Below are 16,607 nucleotides of genomic sequence, written 5' to 3'. Positions count from 1 at the left end.
TGGAGGTGCTACTAAACGTCTACCGGCGAGACTAATTAACGGTTGATTATAAAGTCGGGTTGTGATACTATTTGGGCTAAGGCTTTGTTTTATGACCTTCAAACCTTACCGAGGGGAAACGTTTCTTACTATTAGTAAGATAGCATAATATTTACTGTAAGTCAAGCCTAAAATTATAGGCCGCATAAACCTTTGAAAATAAAAGAAATACTGGAAGAGCTCCCTTACCGGGAGGTAAAGGGCGCCGCCGACCCCGAGATAACAACCGTCACTCACGACTCCCGGCAGGTTACACCCGGCAGTTTATTCGTGGCCGTTAAGGGGCGGCGGCATGACGGCCGCGATTTCCTCGCCGACGCCTTAGGCCGGGGTGCCGCGGCCGTCGTCGTCGAGAGGGCATCCGCCGACGCGGCCGCCGTTCCCCAGGTAGTCGTGGACGACGCTCGCCGGGCGCTGGCCGCCGCGGCCGCGACCTTTTACCGCCACCCGGGCCGCGAGCTGGCCGTCGTGGGCGTTACCGGGACCAACGGCAAAACCACGGTCGCCTTCCTGCTGGACGGGATATTCCGCGCCGCGGGTTACAAGACGGCCCTGGCGTCGACGGTGAAGAACGTCGTCGCCGGCGAGGAGCGGCCCGCCCGCCTTACCACGGCCGAGGCGCCGGAGCTGCAGGCGATGTTGCGAGAGGCCGCAGACGCCGGCTGCGGCGTCGCCGTGGTCGAGGTCTCCTCGCACGCGCTGGCGTTGTCGCGGGTGGCCGGGACGCCGTTCGCCGCGGCGGCCTTCACCAACCTCAGCCACGACCACCTCGACTTCCACGGCGACATGGATTCGTACTTCGCGGCCAAGGCGTCGTTGTTCGAGCAGTTGGCGGAGGGGGCGCCGGCGGTGGTAAACGTCGACGACGCGCACGGCCGCAAGCTCGCGGCGTCGCTGCCGGGGCGCAAGGTGACGTACGGGGCGGCGGAAGCCGCGAGCGACTATCGCGCCGCCGACGCGTCGTCCGGCTGGCAGGGGCTGCGGTTCTCGCTCCGTTGTCCGGACGGCGCGACGGTCGCCGTAACCTCGCCACTGCGCGGGTCTTTCGACGTGCTGAACTGCGCGGCCGCTTTCGCGTTAGCGCGCGAGCTGGGCGTGGCCGCCGACGTCGCGCAAAAGGGGATAGCCGGGACGCCGCCCGTCCCGGGGCGCCTGGAGCTGGTGGACGTAAACGATAAACTGCGCGTGGTAATCGATTACGCCCACTCGCCGGATAGTATGGAAAAGGCGCTGGCCGAAATTCGCGGCCTGGGCGCCGACCGCGTCGTCGCCGTCTTCGGCTGCACCGGCGACCGCGACGTCGAGAAGAGGCCGGTGATGGGCGCGTTGGCGCGGCGGTACGCGGACTACGTCGTCGTCACCACCGACGACCCGTACTACGAGGAGCCGGCGGCCATAGCGCGCGACGTGGCCGCGGGCATAATCGCGGAGGGCGGCGCCGAGCCCGACGACTACCGCGTAATCCTGGACCGCGCCGAGGCGATCCGCTTCGCCCTCTCGTCCGCCCGAACCGAGGAAGCGACCATAGTCGCCGTACTGGGCAAGGGCCACGAGGAGGTCCAAAAGGTTAAGGGGAGCGAAGTCCCCTACAGCGACCGTCGAACCGTAGAGGAGGTAGTGTCGGAGCTCGGCCTGAGTGCCGCGGCGCCGCCGGGCACGGAGCCGCGCGTGAACCGTTCGCCATGACCCACGACGCTTTAAGCCATCCGGAGGCCATAGTGGCCGCCGATGTCCACAAGTCGTTCGGCGATAACCTCGTCCTGGACGGCATCAACCTGGCGGTGCACGAAGCCGAGACGATGGTCATTATAGGCCGGTCCGGCTGCGGGAAGTCGGTCTTCTTGAAGCATATCATAGGCCTGATGAAACCCGATATCGGGACGATTATGGTCGACGGCCGCGACATTACGGAGATGAAAGGGCCCGAGCTCAACGACGTCCGGCGGAAGTTCGGGATGGTATTCCAGGGCGCGGCTCTGTTCGACTCGTTGACGGTGGGGGAGAACGTGGGCTTTTTCCTCTACGAGTACTCGCATCTTTCGCCGGCGGACATAGCCGACGTGGTCGAACAGAAGCTCCGGCTGGTGGGTTTGGAGAATATTTCCAATATGGGGCCGGCGGAACTCTCCGGCGGGATGAAGAAGCGGGTGAGCCTCGCCCGGGCGCTGGCTCACGACCCAAAGGTCGTGCTGTACGACGAGCCCACCACCGGCCTCGACCCCATAATGGCGGACGTCATCAACGACCTCATAATCAAGATGGACGAGCAATTGGACGTAACGAGTATTGTCGTCACGCACGATATGGCGAGCGCGTACAAAATCGCCGACCGCATAGCCATGATGTACGGCGGCAAGATAATCGCCCTCGGGGCGCCGGACGATATAAAGGGGTCCCACGACGAGTACGTGCAGCAATTTATAAACGGCAGTGCGCAAGGGCCCATAGACGTCATAGGCGGTGCGTAGTATGGATAAGATGTCCAACGAGATAAAAGTAGGCATTATGGTCTTCGCCGCGCTGGTGCTGTTGTCCATCCTCGTCTTCGGCGTCGGCGAGATCCGCGTGTTCGAGCGGGGCCATCGCTACGACGTTATCTTCGACTCGTCCGCGGGCCTCAACGAGGGGGCCCAGGTCCGGATGGGCGGCGTGAAAGTCGGCTCGGTCAACAACATAGATTTCGTCGACTACAAGGGGAAGCGCCGCGTTATGGTCACGGTGCTCGTCCGGCGGGACCTCATCCTGCACGAGAAGGACCGGTTCAAGATAACGATGATAGGCCTTTTGGGCGACAACTACGTCGAGATTGACCCGGGGCCCTCCAAAGCCGAGGTAATAAAACCGGGAGCTACGGTGGAGGGCGCCGAGGTCATCGGTATGGACGCCATGTTCAAGATGGTCCAGGACAGCCTGGGCTCCATAAACGAAATGCTGGACGAGCCCACGGTGAAATCGTTCAAAGAGACGGTCGCCAACGTCGAGGTGATGTCCTCCGACCTGGCTTACATCCTGGACGAGAGCCGCGACGACATCAACGTCACGCTCGACAACCTCCGGGCCATGAGTTACCGCCTGGACGGCATGGTAGCCCGCAACGAAGGCAACTTCGACGTCACGCTGGATAACCTGTCGGCGATGTCGGGGGACCTGCGTTACACCGCGACGTCGCTGCGCGGCGTCGCCGAGGGGTTGGAGCAAGGCGAGGGCTCGGCCGGCAAGCTCCTCAAAGACGACCAATTTTACAACGATCTGGTGGAGACGACCGGCGAGGCCAAGAGCCTTATAAGGGACGTTCGCGAACGCCCCGGCCGGTACATCCACCTTTCGATTTTTTAATCCTTACAAGAGTAAGTTGAGGTAAACAGAGATATGACATCAGGATTCGAGCTCGAAGTAGGCGGCAAAACCCTACAGTTCGAGACCGGCAAAGTCGCCAAACTGGCCGACGGCGCGTGCACCGTAACTTGCGGCGGCTCCGTCGTCCTCGCGACTTTCTGCCACACCGAAGAACCGCGGCCGGGGATGGATTACCTTCCCCTTATGGTCGAGTACCGCGAAAAAACCTACGCCGCGGGTAAAATCCCGGGCGGCTTCTTTAAACGGGAGGGCCGGCCGTACGAGAAGGAGGTCGTGACCGCGCGGCTTATCGACCGCCCCATCAGGCCGCTGTTCGACGACTACATCCGCCACGACCTTCAAATCATCGCGACCGTGCTCTCCGCCGACCAGGAGAACGACACCGACCTCCTCGCCCTGAACGGTGCCTCGCTGGCGACGGCGCTCTCCGCCATGCCCTGGCACGGCCCCATCGGCGCCGTGCGCGTGGCCCAGGTCGACGGCCGCTACGTCGTCAACCCCACCATCGCCGAAACCGAGGCCAGCGTTTTGAACCTGGTCGTGGTCGCCACCACCGACAAAATAATAATGCTGGCCGGCTCCGCGGCCGAGGTTGCGGAGGACGAGCTGCTGGGGGCGGTGGACGCCGGGTTCGCCGCGGCACGTAAGGTGGCGGACGCTATCCGCGACTTCACGGCGCACGTACCCAAGATATCCATCCCCCCGCCGGAGCGCGACGAGGCCTTCGAACGAGAGGTTAAAGACTTCTTCTCGGGGCAATTGAAGCCTTTAATCGAGGCGCAAGAGAAGGGCGCCCGGCACCTGGCCCGCAACGCGTTGCTCGAGCAGGCGTACGCCAAGTTAATCGGCGCGAACGGCGGCGAGGAAGAGGGCGCACGGCAAGTCCTCATCGAGAAAATCCTCGGGGAGCTGGAGGAAGCGGAAGTCCGGCGTATGGTTCTCGAAGAAGGCGTCCGCCAGGACGGCCGCGCCTTCGACGAGCTCCGCCCCATCGACGTGGAGGTGTCCGTTCTCCCCCGGGCCCACGGCTCCGCCATCTTCACGCGCGGCCAGACGCAGGCCCTCGTCGCCACGACGCTGGGGACCGTATCCGACGAGCAGCGCATCGAAGACCTGTTGGGGGAGCGCACCAAAGCCTTTATGTTCCACTATAACTTCCCGCCGTTCTCGGTGGGTGAGGTCCGCCCCATCCGCGGCACGGGCCGACGGGAGATAGGCCACGGCCAGCTGGCCGAGAGCGCCCTCCGGCGCCTGCTGCCGTCGGAAGACGAGTTCCCGTACACCGTTCGCGTCGTCTCCGACATATTGGAGTCCAACGGCTCTTCCTCGATGGCGTCGGTGTGCGGCGCCAGCCTCTCGCTTATGGACGCCGGCGTCCCGCTCAAAAAGGCGGTGGCCGGTATCTCCATAGGCCTTATCGCGGGCGAAGGCCGCTACGTCTTGCTAACCGACATCCAGGGGTTGGAGGACTACTACGGCGACATGGACTTCAAAGCCGCCGGCACGAGGGACGGCGTAACGGCGTTACAGCTCGACATGAAGGTCTGGGGCCTGCCGCTGGAAGTCGTGCGGGAAGCGCTGGCCCGCGCCCGCGACACCCGCCTCGCCATCCTCGAGCAGATGGACGCCGTACTGGCCAAGCCGCGGCCCGAGCTCTCGCCCTACGCCCCGCGGATACTGATAACCTACATCGACATCGAGAAGATCGGCACCGTAATAGGCCCGGGGGGCAAGATGGTCCGCCGCATCATCGCGGACACCGGCGTCGAAATAGACATCGAGGACGACGGCAAGGTAACCATCGCCTCGCCGGACGAAGAAGCGGCCCGCAGGGCGATGGAGACGGTGAAGAGCCTCGCCACCGACCCGGAGATAGGCGCCGTCTTCAAAGGCAAGGTGACGCGCCTGATGAAGTTCGGCGCGTTCGTGGAGATACTCCCCGGCGTGGAGGGTATGATCCATATCTCGGACCTGGACCACAAACGCGTGAACCGGGTGGAAGACGCCGTGCGCGTCGGCGACGAGGTCGAGGTCAAGGTAATCCAAATCGACGAGATGGGCCGCGTAAACCTCAGCCGGAAAGCTTGCCTACCGGGAGGCGACGAACGCTCCTCCCGCGAAAGCCGGCCCCCCCGGAGGCGCGATGACCGCCGACCCTCAGGCGACGACCGTCATAAAAAAGACCGCCGCTAGCGGCCTACGCGTAATCTGCGAACATATACCGACGGTTCGCTCCGTCGCGGTGGGCGTCTGGTGCCGCGCCGGCGTGGCGGACGAACCCCCCGGCCTCAACGGTATCTCGCACCTTATAGAACATATGTTTTTCAAGGGGACGACGCGGCGAACCGCGGCCCAAATCGCCGCCGAAATCGACGGCGTGGGCGGCGCCCTCGACGCCTTCACCGAAAAGGAGAACGTCTCCTTCTTCGCCCACGTCCTGTACGAGCACCTGCCGCTCGCGCTCGACCTGCTATCCGACATCCTGCTAAACGCGACCTTCCCCCCGGAAGAATTCGCCAAAGAAAAAAACGTCGTGGCCGAAGAAATACGGCTATACGAAGACTCGCCGGACGAAAAGATCCACGACCTCATCATAGGGCTGGTCTTGCCCGGGCAAGCCATCGGCCTCCCCATCCTCGGCTCGCTCGAGACGCTGGCGGCCGTCAACCCCGAAGACGCGGCGGCGTACCGGGCCGGGACGTTTACGGCGGACCGCATAGTAGTGGCGGCCGCGGGCTTCGTGGAGCCGGGCGAGTTCATCGCCCGGGCGGAGGAGTACTTCGGCGCGGTGCCCGGGCCGCGCGGGCGCACCGGCCGGGGCCCGAGCTCGCCGGCGACGCCTCGAGCCGCGTACGCCAAAGATACCGAGCAGACCCATTTCTGCCTCGGCGTCCCGGCGCTCCCCTACGGCCACCCGGACCGGTACGTCTTGGCGACGTTAACCACCGTTCTGGGAGGGAATACCTCGAGCCGGCTGTTTCAAAAAGTCCGCGAGGAACGCGGCCTGGCGTACTCGGTATACGCTTACAGCCGGGGTTTCCACGAGACCGGGGCGCTGGTCGCCTACGCCGGCACCAGCCCCGCCACCGCTCTCGAGACGCGCGACATCATCCTGGCACAACTCCGCGAGCTGGCGACGAAAGGCATAGACGCCGAAGAGCTGAAGCGCACTCGCGAGTACTTGAAGGGCACGTTGATGCTGTCGTTGGAGTCCACGGCCGCGCGTATGGGCCGCAACGTCCGGCACGAGGTCTACATGGGGAGGCACGTCTCGTTGGAGGAAACGCTGGCGGGCGTGGACGCCGTCACCGCTGCCAACGTCCATCGCCTCGCCCGCGAGATACTTTCGCGCGAACCCGCGATGGTAGCCATCGGGCCGAACGCGGACGCCATTGTCAACTCGTAACGTGAGGCCTCGCCCCGCTCCCCGCCACGGCCCGCGCCGTGGCCGTTTTGCGATAAGCGGCCCGCCCGGGCGCGGCGCTTCGGCCGCCTTCTGCGCCGTAGCCCTACTGTCGACCGTAAATCCCTCGCCGGCGCGGGCCGAAACCAACGGCGACGGCCTCGTCCGGGTCGCGGAGATACGAACCTACGGCAACCGGAAAACCGAGCCGGGAATATTGCTCCACTATTGCGAATTCAAAGTGGGGGACGCGTTAACCCAGGCCGAGTTGGACCGTAAGATAGAAAGGACGAAGCGCAACCTGCTCAAAACTCAGTTCTTCGCCCGTGTGAACGTCTTCGATTTGCCCCGCAGCGACCCGGGCGAAGCGGTGGTCATGCTCGACGTCGCGGAAGGCTCGAGCTGGCACCTTTCGGCCTCCACCCGGCAGGTACGGCTGAGCAAAGAGAACGTCGGCGGCGTCGCGGTTACGTTGGGCGCGGAGTTCGGCCTCGAGCGGCAACGTCTGTATTACGAACAGCCGTGGATATTCGGCTCGCGGCTCGCGGTGGGCGCCTCCGGTTTTTACGAAGGCGGCCGTCAAACTCAGATCGAGAGCGACGAAGGGCTCACCGGCGAGTGGTTTTCCCACGAGGAGGCCGGGGGCGAAGGTTTAATCGGCTACGAAATAACGCACCGTTTTGAGGCGGGCTTGGGTTTCCTCGGTGAATATCTTAATTATTACGACGGCCGTTTCAAGGAAGACCCGTGGGGAAGGTTCGGCGTCGAGCCGGAGGCCGCGCTTTTCGCGGCGCGGCCCTTTACCGAGTGGGACGGCCGCGACGACGACGTTTACCCGACAGAGGGCGTCTACGCCAAAATCGTAAGCGAGTTATCGTCGCCTACCGTCGGCGACTACGACTACGCGGGCGTCGAGGGCGACGTACGCGGGTACGTATTCCCGTGGCGGGAGTTCGTGTGGGCGACGCGCGTTAAAGGCGGGGCGATGTCCGATACGACGCCGTACATCCGCCGCATTTCCATCCGCGGCTCCGACGGCCTACGCAATCCGCGGTCTAACCTTACCGTAGGGACGCGGGCCTTGCTCGTTACGGGCGAGATTCGTCGGCGGCTCTTCCGCTCGCCCATATTCGACGCGTGGTTCGAGGGCGTAGCGTTCGTCGACGCCGGCCGCACCTGGGACCCGGGCCAGCCGTTCGCGCTGGCGGGGCTCTCCTACGCCTTCGGCCCGGCGATACGCGTCCATATGCGTAAGCCTTTTTTCTTCGACTGGCGGGCGGAGCTCAACCTCTACGATAGACCCGCGTTCTACGCGACGGCGCACCGGGCCTTCTGAATGAGTAAGCCATTAGTAATCGCGTCGTTCGTAATCCCGCTCGCGGCCTCCGCCGCCGAACCGCCGTCGACGTACGCCGAGGTCGCGGCCGTCGTAGCCCTCGCGGAGGCGGGGGAAACGGCGGTGGACGAGGCGTTGGAGCTCGTCTCGGCCGCGCCGGATGCGCCGTTAGCCGGCGCTGCGCTGGGGCGCCTGCGCGTCCTCAAAAGTCACGAAATGGCATTCACCGCGAGTCGATTCCTGGAAATGCGAAAAGGCTTCGCCGCCCTCAACTCGTACGTACAGCGCCACCAGGAGGACCCGCTGCCGCACGTTTGGCGAGGGGCCTCGGCCTTCGAGACGGGCTTCGTATTGTGGAGCGCCGCGAGTGCGCGCGAAGACCTCCGGCTGGCGTGCGACCTTTACCGCGGCGACTCCTCCTTGCCGGACCAAACGCCCCGTTGTAAACTAATCCTCGGCCTTGTGGCCAAAAACGAGGGGGACCTCGACGAGGCTTTGAGGCTCTGGGCCGAGGCCTTCGCCGCCGACCCCACCGGCCCTTACGGCAAAGAGGCGGCGGCGTTTATCGAGCTCTTCACGGGATGACGCTTCATGGCGCGTTTGGTCGTAGCTAAACATCGCCTACCGTATCCCGCCGTCACCGGCACCGACGTCGTGACGTTCAACCTGCTGCGCGCGTTGGCGTCGCGGCACGACGTGACGCTCGTCTCGCTTATCGTCTCCGACGGCCAGCGCGACTACGCCGCGGCGTTCGAGCGCGTCGGCGTCAGGCTGGTCCCGGTGATGATGCCCAACAAGAAGAACTCGTTCGCCCGGGCCTTCTATAAATTATTTTACACCGCCGCCTCCTGGCTCAGCGCGTCGCCGCGCGACCTGTGGTATTTCAACCCGCCGGCCTTCCGCCGCGCCGTCAAAGAGGCCGCCGCCGGCGCGGACCTCCTGCAGTGCGAATACTGGTTCCTCTACCCGACGGCCGGCGCGACGCGAGGCGTGAGGAAAGCCCTCCTCAAGCACGACGCGGAGTTCAACGCCAACCGCCGCCTCCTCGCCACCGTCAAAAACCCGTTTAAGAAATTCCCCCTCTTTTTGAAATACTTACGGCGGCGGGGTTACGAGCAGGCCGCGTGCCGCAAGTTCGACGACGTCCTGTGCTTAAGCCCGGCGGACGCCGCGCTCGTGGCGCCGTATACGCGAAGGCCGCCGCGCGTCGTCTTCCCGGTCGTCGACCTCCCGCCGGCGGACGAATTGTGCCAAGGCCAAAATAACGCCGCGCTGATATACTTCGGCGGTACGACGAGGCCGGCGAACCGGCAGGGCCTGGAGGTATTTTTAAAGGACATCTACCCCCGGGTGAAGGCCGCGGTCCCGGAGGCGACGTTCACGGTCCGCGGCGAGCGGCCGCCCCGCGGCCTGCGGCGCCTTATGGCGCGGGAACCGTCGGCAACGTTTAAACCGACCGCCGCGGACCTGGCCGAGGACCTCGCCCGCGCCTCCGTGGCGGTCGTGCCGTTGTGGGTAGGCTCAGGTATTAAAATTAAAATCCTGACCGCGCTGGCGTACGGCCTCCCGGTGGTGACGACGCCGGTGGGGGCCGAGGGTATCCCGGCTCGAGACGGCGCCGAAATCGTCGTGGCCGAAGGCGCTCGGGAGTTCGCCGACGCCGTGGCCGAACTCCTAACCGACGCCGCGCGCTGGCGCGCGCTGTCGGCCGGGGCCAGGCGCTTCGCCGAGCGCGAGCTGTCCCCCGCGGCCCGCGACGCCGAGATAGCCGAACTCTATGACGAGCTCGCAAGAGATTAAAATCGGCGCGTTAGCGTCGACGCTGGCCGTGGGCGGCGCGGAGCGCCAGCTCGCGACGCTGGCGCGCGGCCTGCGCGAACGGGGTTACCGGTTCTCTTTCTTCATTCTACGCGGAGCCGGCGCCGTGGGAAACGAGCTTCACGACGACGGCTTCGACGTCGACGTTAACGTCGCGAAGAGGCCGGCGCGATGGCCCGGCGTAATCGGCGGGCTGCGCGGCTGTCACCTGTTGGCCGCGCTCGACCACAACGACGTGCTCCGGCTCTTACCGGCGTTCAGCCGGGTGCTGCCGCCGTACGTCGTTCTCTACCACCTCCAGGAAAAACCGCCCGACGGGTGGCTCCGGGCGCTGGGGCGCGCCGGCGCGGTGGTGGCGGTGGCGGACTCGCAGCTCGCGCTGCTTCGGGAGGCGGGGATAGGTTCGGCCCGCGTCATCGCCAACGGCGTCGCCGTACCGCCGGCGGCTACCGTCGCGGACCGCCGCCTTGCCCGCGAAGCCCTCGGCCTTCCGACGGATGCCGCCGTGGCCGCGGCCGTATCCCGCCTTTCGCCCGAAAAAGGAATCGACGTCCTTTTGGAAGCGCTGGCCGAGGCCGACGAAGAAAGCCGGCCGTTCCTCGCGGTCGCGGGCGACGGCCCGGAACGGTCCCGGCTGGAGGGGTTCGCCCGCGCCAAATTGGGCGGCCGGTTCACGTTTCTGGGCGAGCTGGACGACGTCTCGCCCGTCTACCGCGCCGCGGACATCTTCGTGCTGCCGTCGCGCCGGGAGTCGGCGCCGCTGGCGCTGCTGGAGGGTATGGCCTACGGCCTGGCCGCGGTCGCGGCCGCCGTCGGGGACGTCCCGGCGATATTGTCGGGGGGCGCCGGCGTAACCTTTACGCCGGGCTCGAGCGGCGAGCTGGCGCGCGCCCTAACCGGGTTGGCCGGGCAACCGGCCAAAAGGCTGGAGATGGGCGCGTTGGCTCGAGCCGCGGTAGCGCGGCGATACAGCCTGCGCCGTATGCTCGACGGATACGACGCGCTGTTTAAGAAGTTACTTTTGGGAAATAAAGCCGATGTCGCCGACGACGCATAAAGGGCCGGCCGACGCCGTAGTCGCGTTGACCTACCGCTGCAACCTCCGCTGCCTTACGTGCGACCTGGCCGAGCGCGAGACCGACGAGCGGTTGACGCCCGAGACGCTGCGGAAGCTGCCGGCGCCGCTCAAATTCGTAAACGTTACCGGCGGCGAGCCGCTGCTGGTGGCGGACCTCGTGCCGCGCGTCCGCGCCATCTACGACGCGACCGGGGCTCGGATAACCATCTCTACCAACGGCACGCTGCCCGAGCGGGCCGAGGAAGTCGTGCGCCGGTTGTCGGGCGACGTACCCGGCCTTCACGTCGCCGTCTCGCTCGACGGCCTGGAAGCCACCCACGACCAAGTACGCCAGGCCCCCGGCTCGTTCAAGAAAGCGCTCGAGACCGTCGGCCGGCTGGCGCCGCTGTTGGGCCCCGACCTCCACCTCGCGTTCACGATATCGGCGGCCAACGCGGACGAGTTCGACGGCGTCGCGAAGCTGGCGGCGGAATACCGCTTGCCGTTGAGCCTTGCCCTCACCCACACCTCCGAGCATTACTTCAAGCCGCGGGAGGGCGCCGTCCCGGGGCGGGAGGCGGCGCTGCGGGCGGTCGACGCCGCGACGCGGTACTACCTCCGCCGGTTCACGCCGGGCGGCGCCGCGCGGGCCTACTTCGCCGCGGGTCTGCGGGACATAGTGGTCCGCCGCCGCCGGCCCATACCGTGCCGCGCGGGCGAAAGGTTCTTCTATCTCGACCCCGCGGCGGACGTCTACCTGTGCAACGTGCGCGCCGAGAAAGTAGGCAACCTCTACCGCGAAAGCTTCGACGAAATCTGGGAAGGCGACGCGCGCCGGGCGCTGCTGGCGACGACCGGCCGGGCGTGCCCGGCGCAATGTTGGATGGTGTGCACCGCCCGCACGGCCATAATGGACCATCCGCTGCGCGTCGGGTGCTGGGCCGCGGCGGCGTACGTACGTACGTTGCTGGGACTACCGTTCGGGGCGCGCCGGCCCCGGCCTTAACCCGTCGCTCGAGGCGGTATTTCCAAAAACCGCTTGCCCTTCATTAGAAGGCATTTTATAATTTAAAAAGATACGTGATTTACGATTGGTTAATATAGGCGGCGCAGGTTTAGCTCCATGGCCGAAAAGCAGAAAAAGGTAGAAAAAGAATATTACCACTCGGTACGGTTGGCCGAGGACCGGTGCATCGCCTGTACGCATTGCGTGCGGGAGTGTCCGACCGAGGCCATCAGGGTCCGCTCCGGGAAGGCGGAGATAAATCCGGTGCGCTGCATCGATTGCGGCGCGTGTATAAGGGTTTGTCCCACGGACGCCAAATACGCCCGGACGGACCCGCTCGAAGCCATCCATCGTTTCAAGCATAAGGTAGCGGTACCGGCGTCGGCCTTCGCCGGCCAATTCAAAACGTCGATACCGCCGGACAAAATCCTATCGGGCCTTATATACTTGGGGTTCGACGAAGTCTACGAGGGCGCGCTGGGGGGCGAAATCGTCACGCTGGCCACCCGTAGATTCCTGGAGAATGAAGAACACTTAAAGCCCGTTATCTCCTCGTTGTGCCCGGCCGTAGTACGCTTGATTCAGGTGCGGTTCCCGTCGCTCTTAAACCACATTATCCCGATAGAGGCGCCGATGGACGCGGCGGCGCGGGTGGTCAAGGCGAGCCGCAGCCGCGAGCTGGGCATACCGCCGGAAGAAATAGGCGTCTTCTTCATAACCCCTTGCTCGGCCAAAGTCACCGCCATCAAACAACCGCTGGCCACCCCCCGTACCGCGCTCGACGGCGCGATCGCCATCTCCGACGTCTACAACCGCATAATGAGCAACCTGGAGAAGGTGGTGGTCGTCCCGGGCATCGCCCGCGCGTCGGGGCTCGCGCTGGGGTGGGGGGCCGCGGGCGGCGAAAACACGCTCATCGGCAAAGGCCGCCGCCTGGCGGTGGACGGCATCGCCAACGTCGTCCGCGTACTGGAACTTATCGAGAGCGACGAATACCATCACGGCTACGACTACCTGGAGCTCCGCGCGTGCACCAGCGGCTGCGTCGGCGGGCCGCTTACGGTAGAAGACCCGTTCGTGGCCAAAAACCGCATCGACGAGTTGCGGGCGACGCGGAGCGAGAAGTTCGGCATCGAGGAGAACCGGCCGCCGGACCTGACGTTCCAAGAGATTACGGGACTGATCGAGGACGGGGAGTTCAACCTCAGAATGACGCCGGGGCCGCGGCCCACCCTTACGCTCGGGACCGACATTACGGAGACCATCGCTTTGATGAAAAAGTTGGAGGCGGTCTCCGCGTCGCTGCCCGGCATCGATTGCGGCTCGTGCGGGGCGCCTACCTGCCGGGCCTTCGCGGAAGACGTCGTCCTCGAAAGAGCGCACATCACCGATTGCACGTTTAAACTCCGGGAACGAATTCAGGAATTGGCTAAACAAATGGGCACGCTTTCGGAGCAACTACCGCCTACCCTCAAAAACCAAAGAAAGTAAGGTCGACGATGGAACTGAAGAAGATCGCTGGCAAACTCGGGCTCGAGGTAACCGCGGGCGCGGGAGGCCTGAGCCGGGAGGTCACCGCCGGGTACGCCTCGGACCTGCTTTCCGACGTAATGGCGAACGCGGGCGAGGGCGCGCTTTGGGTTACCATCCAAACCCACACCAATATCGTAGCGGTGTGCTCGTTGAACGACCTGGCCGGCGTCGTAGTCGCGAACGGAAAGCGGCCCGCCGCCGAAACCATCGCCAAGGCCGAGGAAGAGGGCGTAACGGTCCTGCTGTCTCCCAAGAGCAGTTTCGAGCTGGCGGGCGAACTCTACAAAATGGGTATCAGGGGGAAAGAGCGCTGAGCTTGCGAACGTTCCGCGCCGACCTTCACATCCATACCGTCCTCTCACCCTGCGGCGACCTCGACCAGTCGCCCCGCCGGATAATCCAAGCGGCCCGAAAACGCGGCCTCGCCATTATCGGCCTCACCGACCATAACGCTTCCGAAAACGCCCTCCCGACGGTCCGGCTGGGCGAGAAGTCCGGCGTCGCCGTCATGCCCGGGATGGAGGTCACCACCGCCGAGGAAGTCCACGTCGTCGCGCTCTTCGGCGACCTGGCCGACGCGGGGGAGATGCAGGGTAAAGTATACCAACGACTACAGGAGGGCGAGAACGACCCGGAGCGCTTCGGCTACCAGGTCGTCGTCGACGAGAACGAAAACATACTCGGCATTAACAGGCGGCTGCTTATCGGCGCCACCGACATGGACCTCAACGCGACGGTGGAATACATCCACCGCTACGGCGGCCTGGCCGTCGCCAGCCACGTCGACCGGCCGGCCTTCAGCTGCACCAGCCAATTGGGTTTCGTCCCGGCCGACCTCTTCGACGCCGTCGAGATATCGCCCTTCGCCGACGCGGAAGATTACGCCGACTGCGGGTACCCCATAATCCGTTCCTCCGACGCCCACCGCCCCCAAGAGGTAGGCGCCGGCTTCACGATATTCGAACTCGCCGCGCCGACGTTCGCCGAAATTAAGATGGCCCTCGCCGGCGAAGGCGGCCGCCGCATCGCCGGCTACGGCACATAAGAACGGTGGCAACGTGGAAGACATTTCCCTGCATATTCTCGACATAACTCAGAACTCCATCCGCGCCGGCGCGACGAAGGTGAGGGTCGAGGTAGTCGAAAATACGCGGGAAAACGTGCTCCTCTTCGTCATCCGCGATAACGGCTCCGGGATGACCGAAGCGCAGCTTTCGCGCGTCCACGACCCCTTCTTCACCACCCGCACCACGCGCGCCGTGGGGTTCGGGTTACCGCTGTTAAAACAAACCGCGGAACAGGCCGGCGGCGGCCTGGCCGTCACGTCGGCGCCCGGCGAGGGAACGACGGTGGAAGCGCGGTACCGACTCGACAGCATCGACAGGCCGCCGCTGGGCGACGTCGCGACGACGATATGGACGCTCATCGTGACGAACCCGCGGGTCGAGTTCGACTATCGCCACGAGCTCGACGGCGCCCGGTTCGAGCTCAGCACGGAGGACCTCAAGGCCAAACTCCGGCGCCGCCGGCTGGGTACGCCCCGGCTGGCCAAGGCGCTCCGCAAGTACATCTCCGAAAACGAGGAGCGGCTGGCGGCCGCCGGAGCGGGCCCGGAAGCGCCGCGCCTCGAGGCGGAGGGAAAAATATGAAGCTCGAAGACCTGCGCAAGATCGTCGAGAAGACCGCCCCCGACGAATTGGCCGAAGGGGGCGCGCGCTACACCATAGTCGTGGGGATGGGGACGTGCGGCATCGCCGCCGGCGCCCGGGAGGTCCTGGCCGCGATAATAGACGAGCTCGACGAGCAGGGCATAACGGACGTTATCGTGTCGCAGTGCGGCTGCCGCGGCCTGTGCGAACGCGAGCCGCTGGTCTATATAACGTCGCCGGAAAAGGAAGAGGTAATATACGCCGACGTGACGCCGGCGCGGGCGCGCGAGGTCGTCGCCTCCCACGTAGGCCGCGACGAGCCGGTCGGGGCCTACGTCCTCGACGCCGGCGAGCTCCTGTAGCGCCCCGGGCCGCGAACGCGGTTGACACCCGCTCCGGCGGGGAGTATAATAAAAGGCGAAGGAGGTAAAGGACGCCGGCGCGGGCGCTTAGCTCAGTTGGTAGAGCGCTGCTTTCACAGAGCAGAAGTCACAGGTTCGAGTCCTGTAGCGCCCAAAAAGCCGCGACCCGCCCGGGCGGGTTGCGGCTTGATTTTTATGAAAATATTTAAGTACGCGGTTGCGGCTTGCGTTTGCGCGTCGGCGGCCGCCGGCGCCGCCGATAACGACGACCCGCCGGTCGCCGGCATAATCGCCGAGGACGCGACGTGGGCGGGAGAGGTTTACCTCGCCGGCGACCTACTAATAGCGGCCGGGGCGACGCTGACGCTCGAGCCGGGGACGCGCGTGACGGTGAGCCGGGAGGACGCGCTATCCCGAACGTTCGTGAAGCACGGGGCTAACTACGACGTCGAGGTCGTCGTCGCGGGCGCCCTCAACGTACGCGGCGCGCGCGACGCGCCGGTGATATTTGCCCCCGAGGCCGACGGCTCGCCGGACGATACGTGGGCCGGATTCGAATTGAAAAAAGGCGGTACGCTCACCGCAGGCGACGCATGGTTCGTCGGCGCGCGCTGGCCTTTACCGTCGGCGGCCGCGCTATCGGTTGACGTTTACGCGGTGGAAGAAACGCGTAAATCGGGCTCGGCGTACGTCCCGTACCAGGGTCGCGACGGAACGGGTAAAAGCGTCGGTTTCTACCCCGACGGCACGCTTATTCCCAAAGAGGTAATCAAAGCCAACCGCGGCTACTCGCGATGGATAATCGCGCCGTCGCTAACGGGTGTGGCGAGTTCGTTAGCCTTTCTGGCCGCTTTAGGTGCCGGCTTCGCCGGCCGCGGTGGCGAAGCTACGGCTATAATGATTATCGCACCTCCGCTTAGTTTCGGCCTCGGCTACGTCATAGGTTGGGGAATCGACACCGAATGGGGCGCGCGCCGCGCCCAAAACAAATGGCTCAAAGAGCACCCCGACTTCACGCCGCCGTTCTGAGCGCGTAAATCCTTGCGG

At 65.0% G+C, this 16,607-nt stretch carries 16 protein-coding genes and 1 tRNA gene; all 17 read left to right on the top strand.

The genetic code is table 11. The features are described from left to right. Positions 1–192: 192 nt before the first annotated feature. Positions 193–1,725, top strand: a complete 1,533-nt coding sequence (locus VMX79_10580) for a UDP-N-acetylmuramoyl-L-alanyl-D-glutamate--2,6-diaminopimelate ligase (protein ID HUV87542.1) — start codon at positions 193–195, stop codon at positions 1,723–1,725. Further along, positions 1,722–2,507: an ABC transporter ATP-binding protein gene (locus VMX79_10575; GenBank protein HUV87541.1), complete on the top strand. Its 786-nt coding sequence runs from the start codon at positions 1,722–1,724 to the stop codon at positions 2,505–2,507. Before VMX79_10580 ends, VMX79_10575 begins: the two co-directional genes overlap by 4 nt. Position 2,508: 1 nt before the next feature. Further along, positions 2,509–3,375, top strand: a complete 867-nt coding sequence (locus VMX79_10570) for an MlaD family protein (protein HUV87540.1) — start codon at positions 2,509–2,511, stop codon at positions 3,373–3,375. 33 nt (positions 3,376–3,408) lie between these two features. Next, on the top strand, positions 3,409–5,589 hold the full coding sequence (gene pnp / locus VMX79_10565; GenBank protein ID HUV87539.1) for a polyribonucleotide nucleotidyltransferase: 2,181 nt from the start codon (positions 3,409–3,411) through the stop codon (positions 5,587–5,589). Next, positions 5,540–6,802, top strand: a complete 1,263-nt coding sequence (locus VMX79_10560; protein HUV87538.1) for a pitrilysin family protein — start codon at positions 5,540–5,542, stop codon at positions 6,800–6,802. Before pnp ends, VMX79_10560 begins: the two co-directional genes overlap by 50 nt. Before the next feature lies 1 nt (position 6,803). Further along, complete coding sequence (locus tag VMX79_10555; protein HUV87537.1) at positions 6,804–8,135, top strand: BamA/TamA family outer membrane protein; 1,332 nt, start codon at positions 6,804–6,806, stop codon at positions 8,133–8,135. Continuing rightward, positions 8,136–8,720, top strand: a complete 585-nt coding sequence (locus VMX79_10550; GenBank protein ID HUV87536.1) for a hypothetical protein — start codon at positions 8,136–8,138, stop codon at positions 8,718–8,720. A gap of 6 nt (positions 8,721–8,726) precedes the next feature. Next, positions 8,727–9,935 (top strand): glycosyltransferase, encoded by a 1,209-nt coding sequence (locus tag VMX79_10545; GenBank protein ID HUV87535.1) that lies wholly within the window; start codon positions 8,727–8,729, stop codon positions 9,933–9,935. After that, positions 9,913–11,010 (top strand): glycosyltransferase, encoded by a 1,098-nt coding sequence (locus tag VMX79_10540; protein ID HUV87534.1) that lies wholly within the window; start codon positions 9,913–9,915, stop codon positions 11,008–11,010. Before VMX79_10545 ends, VMX79_10540 begins: the two co-directional genes overlap by 23 nt. Next, positions 10,991–12,016: a radical SAM protein gene (locus VMX79_10535; protein ID HUV87533.1), complete on the top strand. Its 1,026-nt coding sequence runs from the start codon at positions 10,991–10,993 to the stop codon at positions 12,014–12,016. Before VMX79_10540 ends, VMX79_10535 begins: the two co-directional genes overlap by 20 nt. A gap of 117 nt (positions 12,017–12,133) precedes the next feature. Continuing rightward, positions 12,134–13,507 carry a [Fe-Fe] hydrogenase large subunit C-terminal domain-containing protein gene (locus VMX79_10530; GenBank protein HUV87532.1) on the top strand — a complete coding sequence of 458 codons (1,374 nt, stop codon included), beginning with the start codon at positions 12,134–12,136 and terminating at the stop codon, positions 13,505–13,507. An 8-nt stretch (positions 13,508–13,515) separates the two neighbouring features. Continuing rightward, positions 13,516–13,863 carry a serine kinase gene (locus VMX79_10525; GenBank protein HUV87531.1) on the top strand — a complete coding sequence of 116 codons (348 nt, stop codon included), beginning with the start codon at positions 13,516–13,518 and terminating at the stop codon, positions 13,861–13,863. 2 nt (positions 13,864–13,865) lie between these two features. Then, positions 13,866–14,594, top strand: a complete 729-nt coding sequence (locus VMX79_10520) for a PHP domain-containing protein (GenBank protein HUV87530.1) — start codon at positions 13,866–13,868, stop codon at positions 14,592–14,594. Positions 14,595–14,607: 13 nt separating this feature from the next. Beyond that, the gene (locus VMX79_10515) at positions 14,608–15,198 is read left to right on the top strand and encodes an ATP-binding protein (GenBank protein HUV87529.1); all 591 of its coding nucleotides are present in this window, start codon (positions 14,608–14,610) and stop codon (positions 15,196–15,198) included. After that, entirely contained in the window at positions 15,195–15,560 is a 366-nt protein-coding gene (locus tag VMX79_10510; protein HUV87528.1) for a (2Fe-2S) ferredoxin domain-containing protein, read from the top strand. The genes VMX79_10515 and VMX79_10510 overlap by 4 nt, the downstream gene beginning before the upstream one ends. A gap of 81 nt (positions 15,561–15,641) precedes the next feature. Further along, positions 15,642–15,714: transfer RNA gene (locus VMX79_10505), tRNA-Val, on the top strand. Between the two features lie 41 nt (positions 15,715–15,755). Continuing rightward, positions 15,756–16,589, top strand: a complete 834-nt coding sequence (locus VMX79_10500; protein ID HUV87527.1) for a hypothetical protein — start codon at positions 15,756–15,758, stop codon at positions 16,587–16,589. Positions 16,590–16,607: the final 18 nt, after the last annotated feature.

This window comes from bacterium, from assembly GCA_035529855.1.
Lineage (GTDB): Bacteria > RBG-13-66-14 > B26-G2 > WVWN01 > WVWN01 > WVWN01.
The sequence above is the reverse complement of the archived record's forward strand: the minus strand, read 5'-3'. Positions and strand labels throughout refer to the sequence as shown.

What these genes read in the sequence shown, in the direction of transcription:
- VMX79_10550 (HUV87536.1), top strand. Translation starts at nt 8,136, where the DNA reads ATGAGTAAGCCATTAGTAATCGCGTCGTTCGTAATCCCGCTCGCGGCC.
- VMX79_10560 (HUV87538.1), top strand. Translation starts at nt 5,540, where the DNA reads ATGACCGCCGACCCTCAGGCGACGACCGTCATAAAAAAGACCGCCGCT.
- VMX79_10540 (HUV87534.1), top strand. Translation starts at nt 9,913, where the DNA reads ATGACGAGCTCGCAAGAGATTAAAATCGGCGCGTTAGCGTCGACGCTG.
- VMX79_10545 (HUV87535.1), top strand. Translation starts at nt 8,727, where the DNA reads ATGGCGCGTTTGGTCGTAGCTAAACATCGCCTACCGTATCCCGCCGTC.
- VMX79_10570 (HUV87540.1), top strand. Translation starts at nt 2,509, where the DNA reads ATGGATAAGATGTCCAACGAGATAAAAGTAGGCATTATGGTCTTCGCC.
- pnp (HUV87539.1), top strand. Translation starts at nt 3,409, where the DNA reads ATGACATCAGGATTCGAGCTCGAAGTAGGCGGCAAAACCCTACAGTTC.
- VMX79_10510 (HUV87528.1), top strand. Translation starts at nt 15,195, where the DNA reads ATGAAGCTCGAAGACCTGCGCAAGATCGTCGAGAAGACCGCCCCCGAC.
- VMX79_10525 (HUV87531.1), top strand. Translation starts at nt 13,516, where the DNA reads ATGGAACTGAAGAAGATCGCTGGCAAACTCGGGCTCGAGGTAACCGCG.
- VMX79_10535 (HUV87533.1), top strand. Translation starts at nt 10,991, where the DNA reads ATGTCGCCGACGACGCATAAAGGGCCGGCCGACGCCGTAGTCGCGTTG.
- VMX79_10530 (HUV87532.1), top strand. Translation starts at nt 12,134, where the DNA reads ATGGCCGAAAAGCAGAAAAAGGTAGAAAAAGAATATTACCACTCGGTA.
- VMX79_10575 (HUV87541.1), top strand. Translation starts at nt 1,722, where the DNA reads ATGACCCACGACGCTTTAAGCCATCCGGAGGCCATAGTGGCCGCCGAT.
- VMX79_10500 (HUV87527.1), top strand. Translation starts at nt 15,756, where the DNA reads ATGAAAATATTTAAGTACGCGGTTGCGGCTTGCGTTTGCGCGTCGGCG.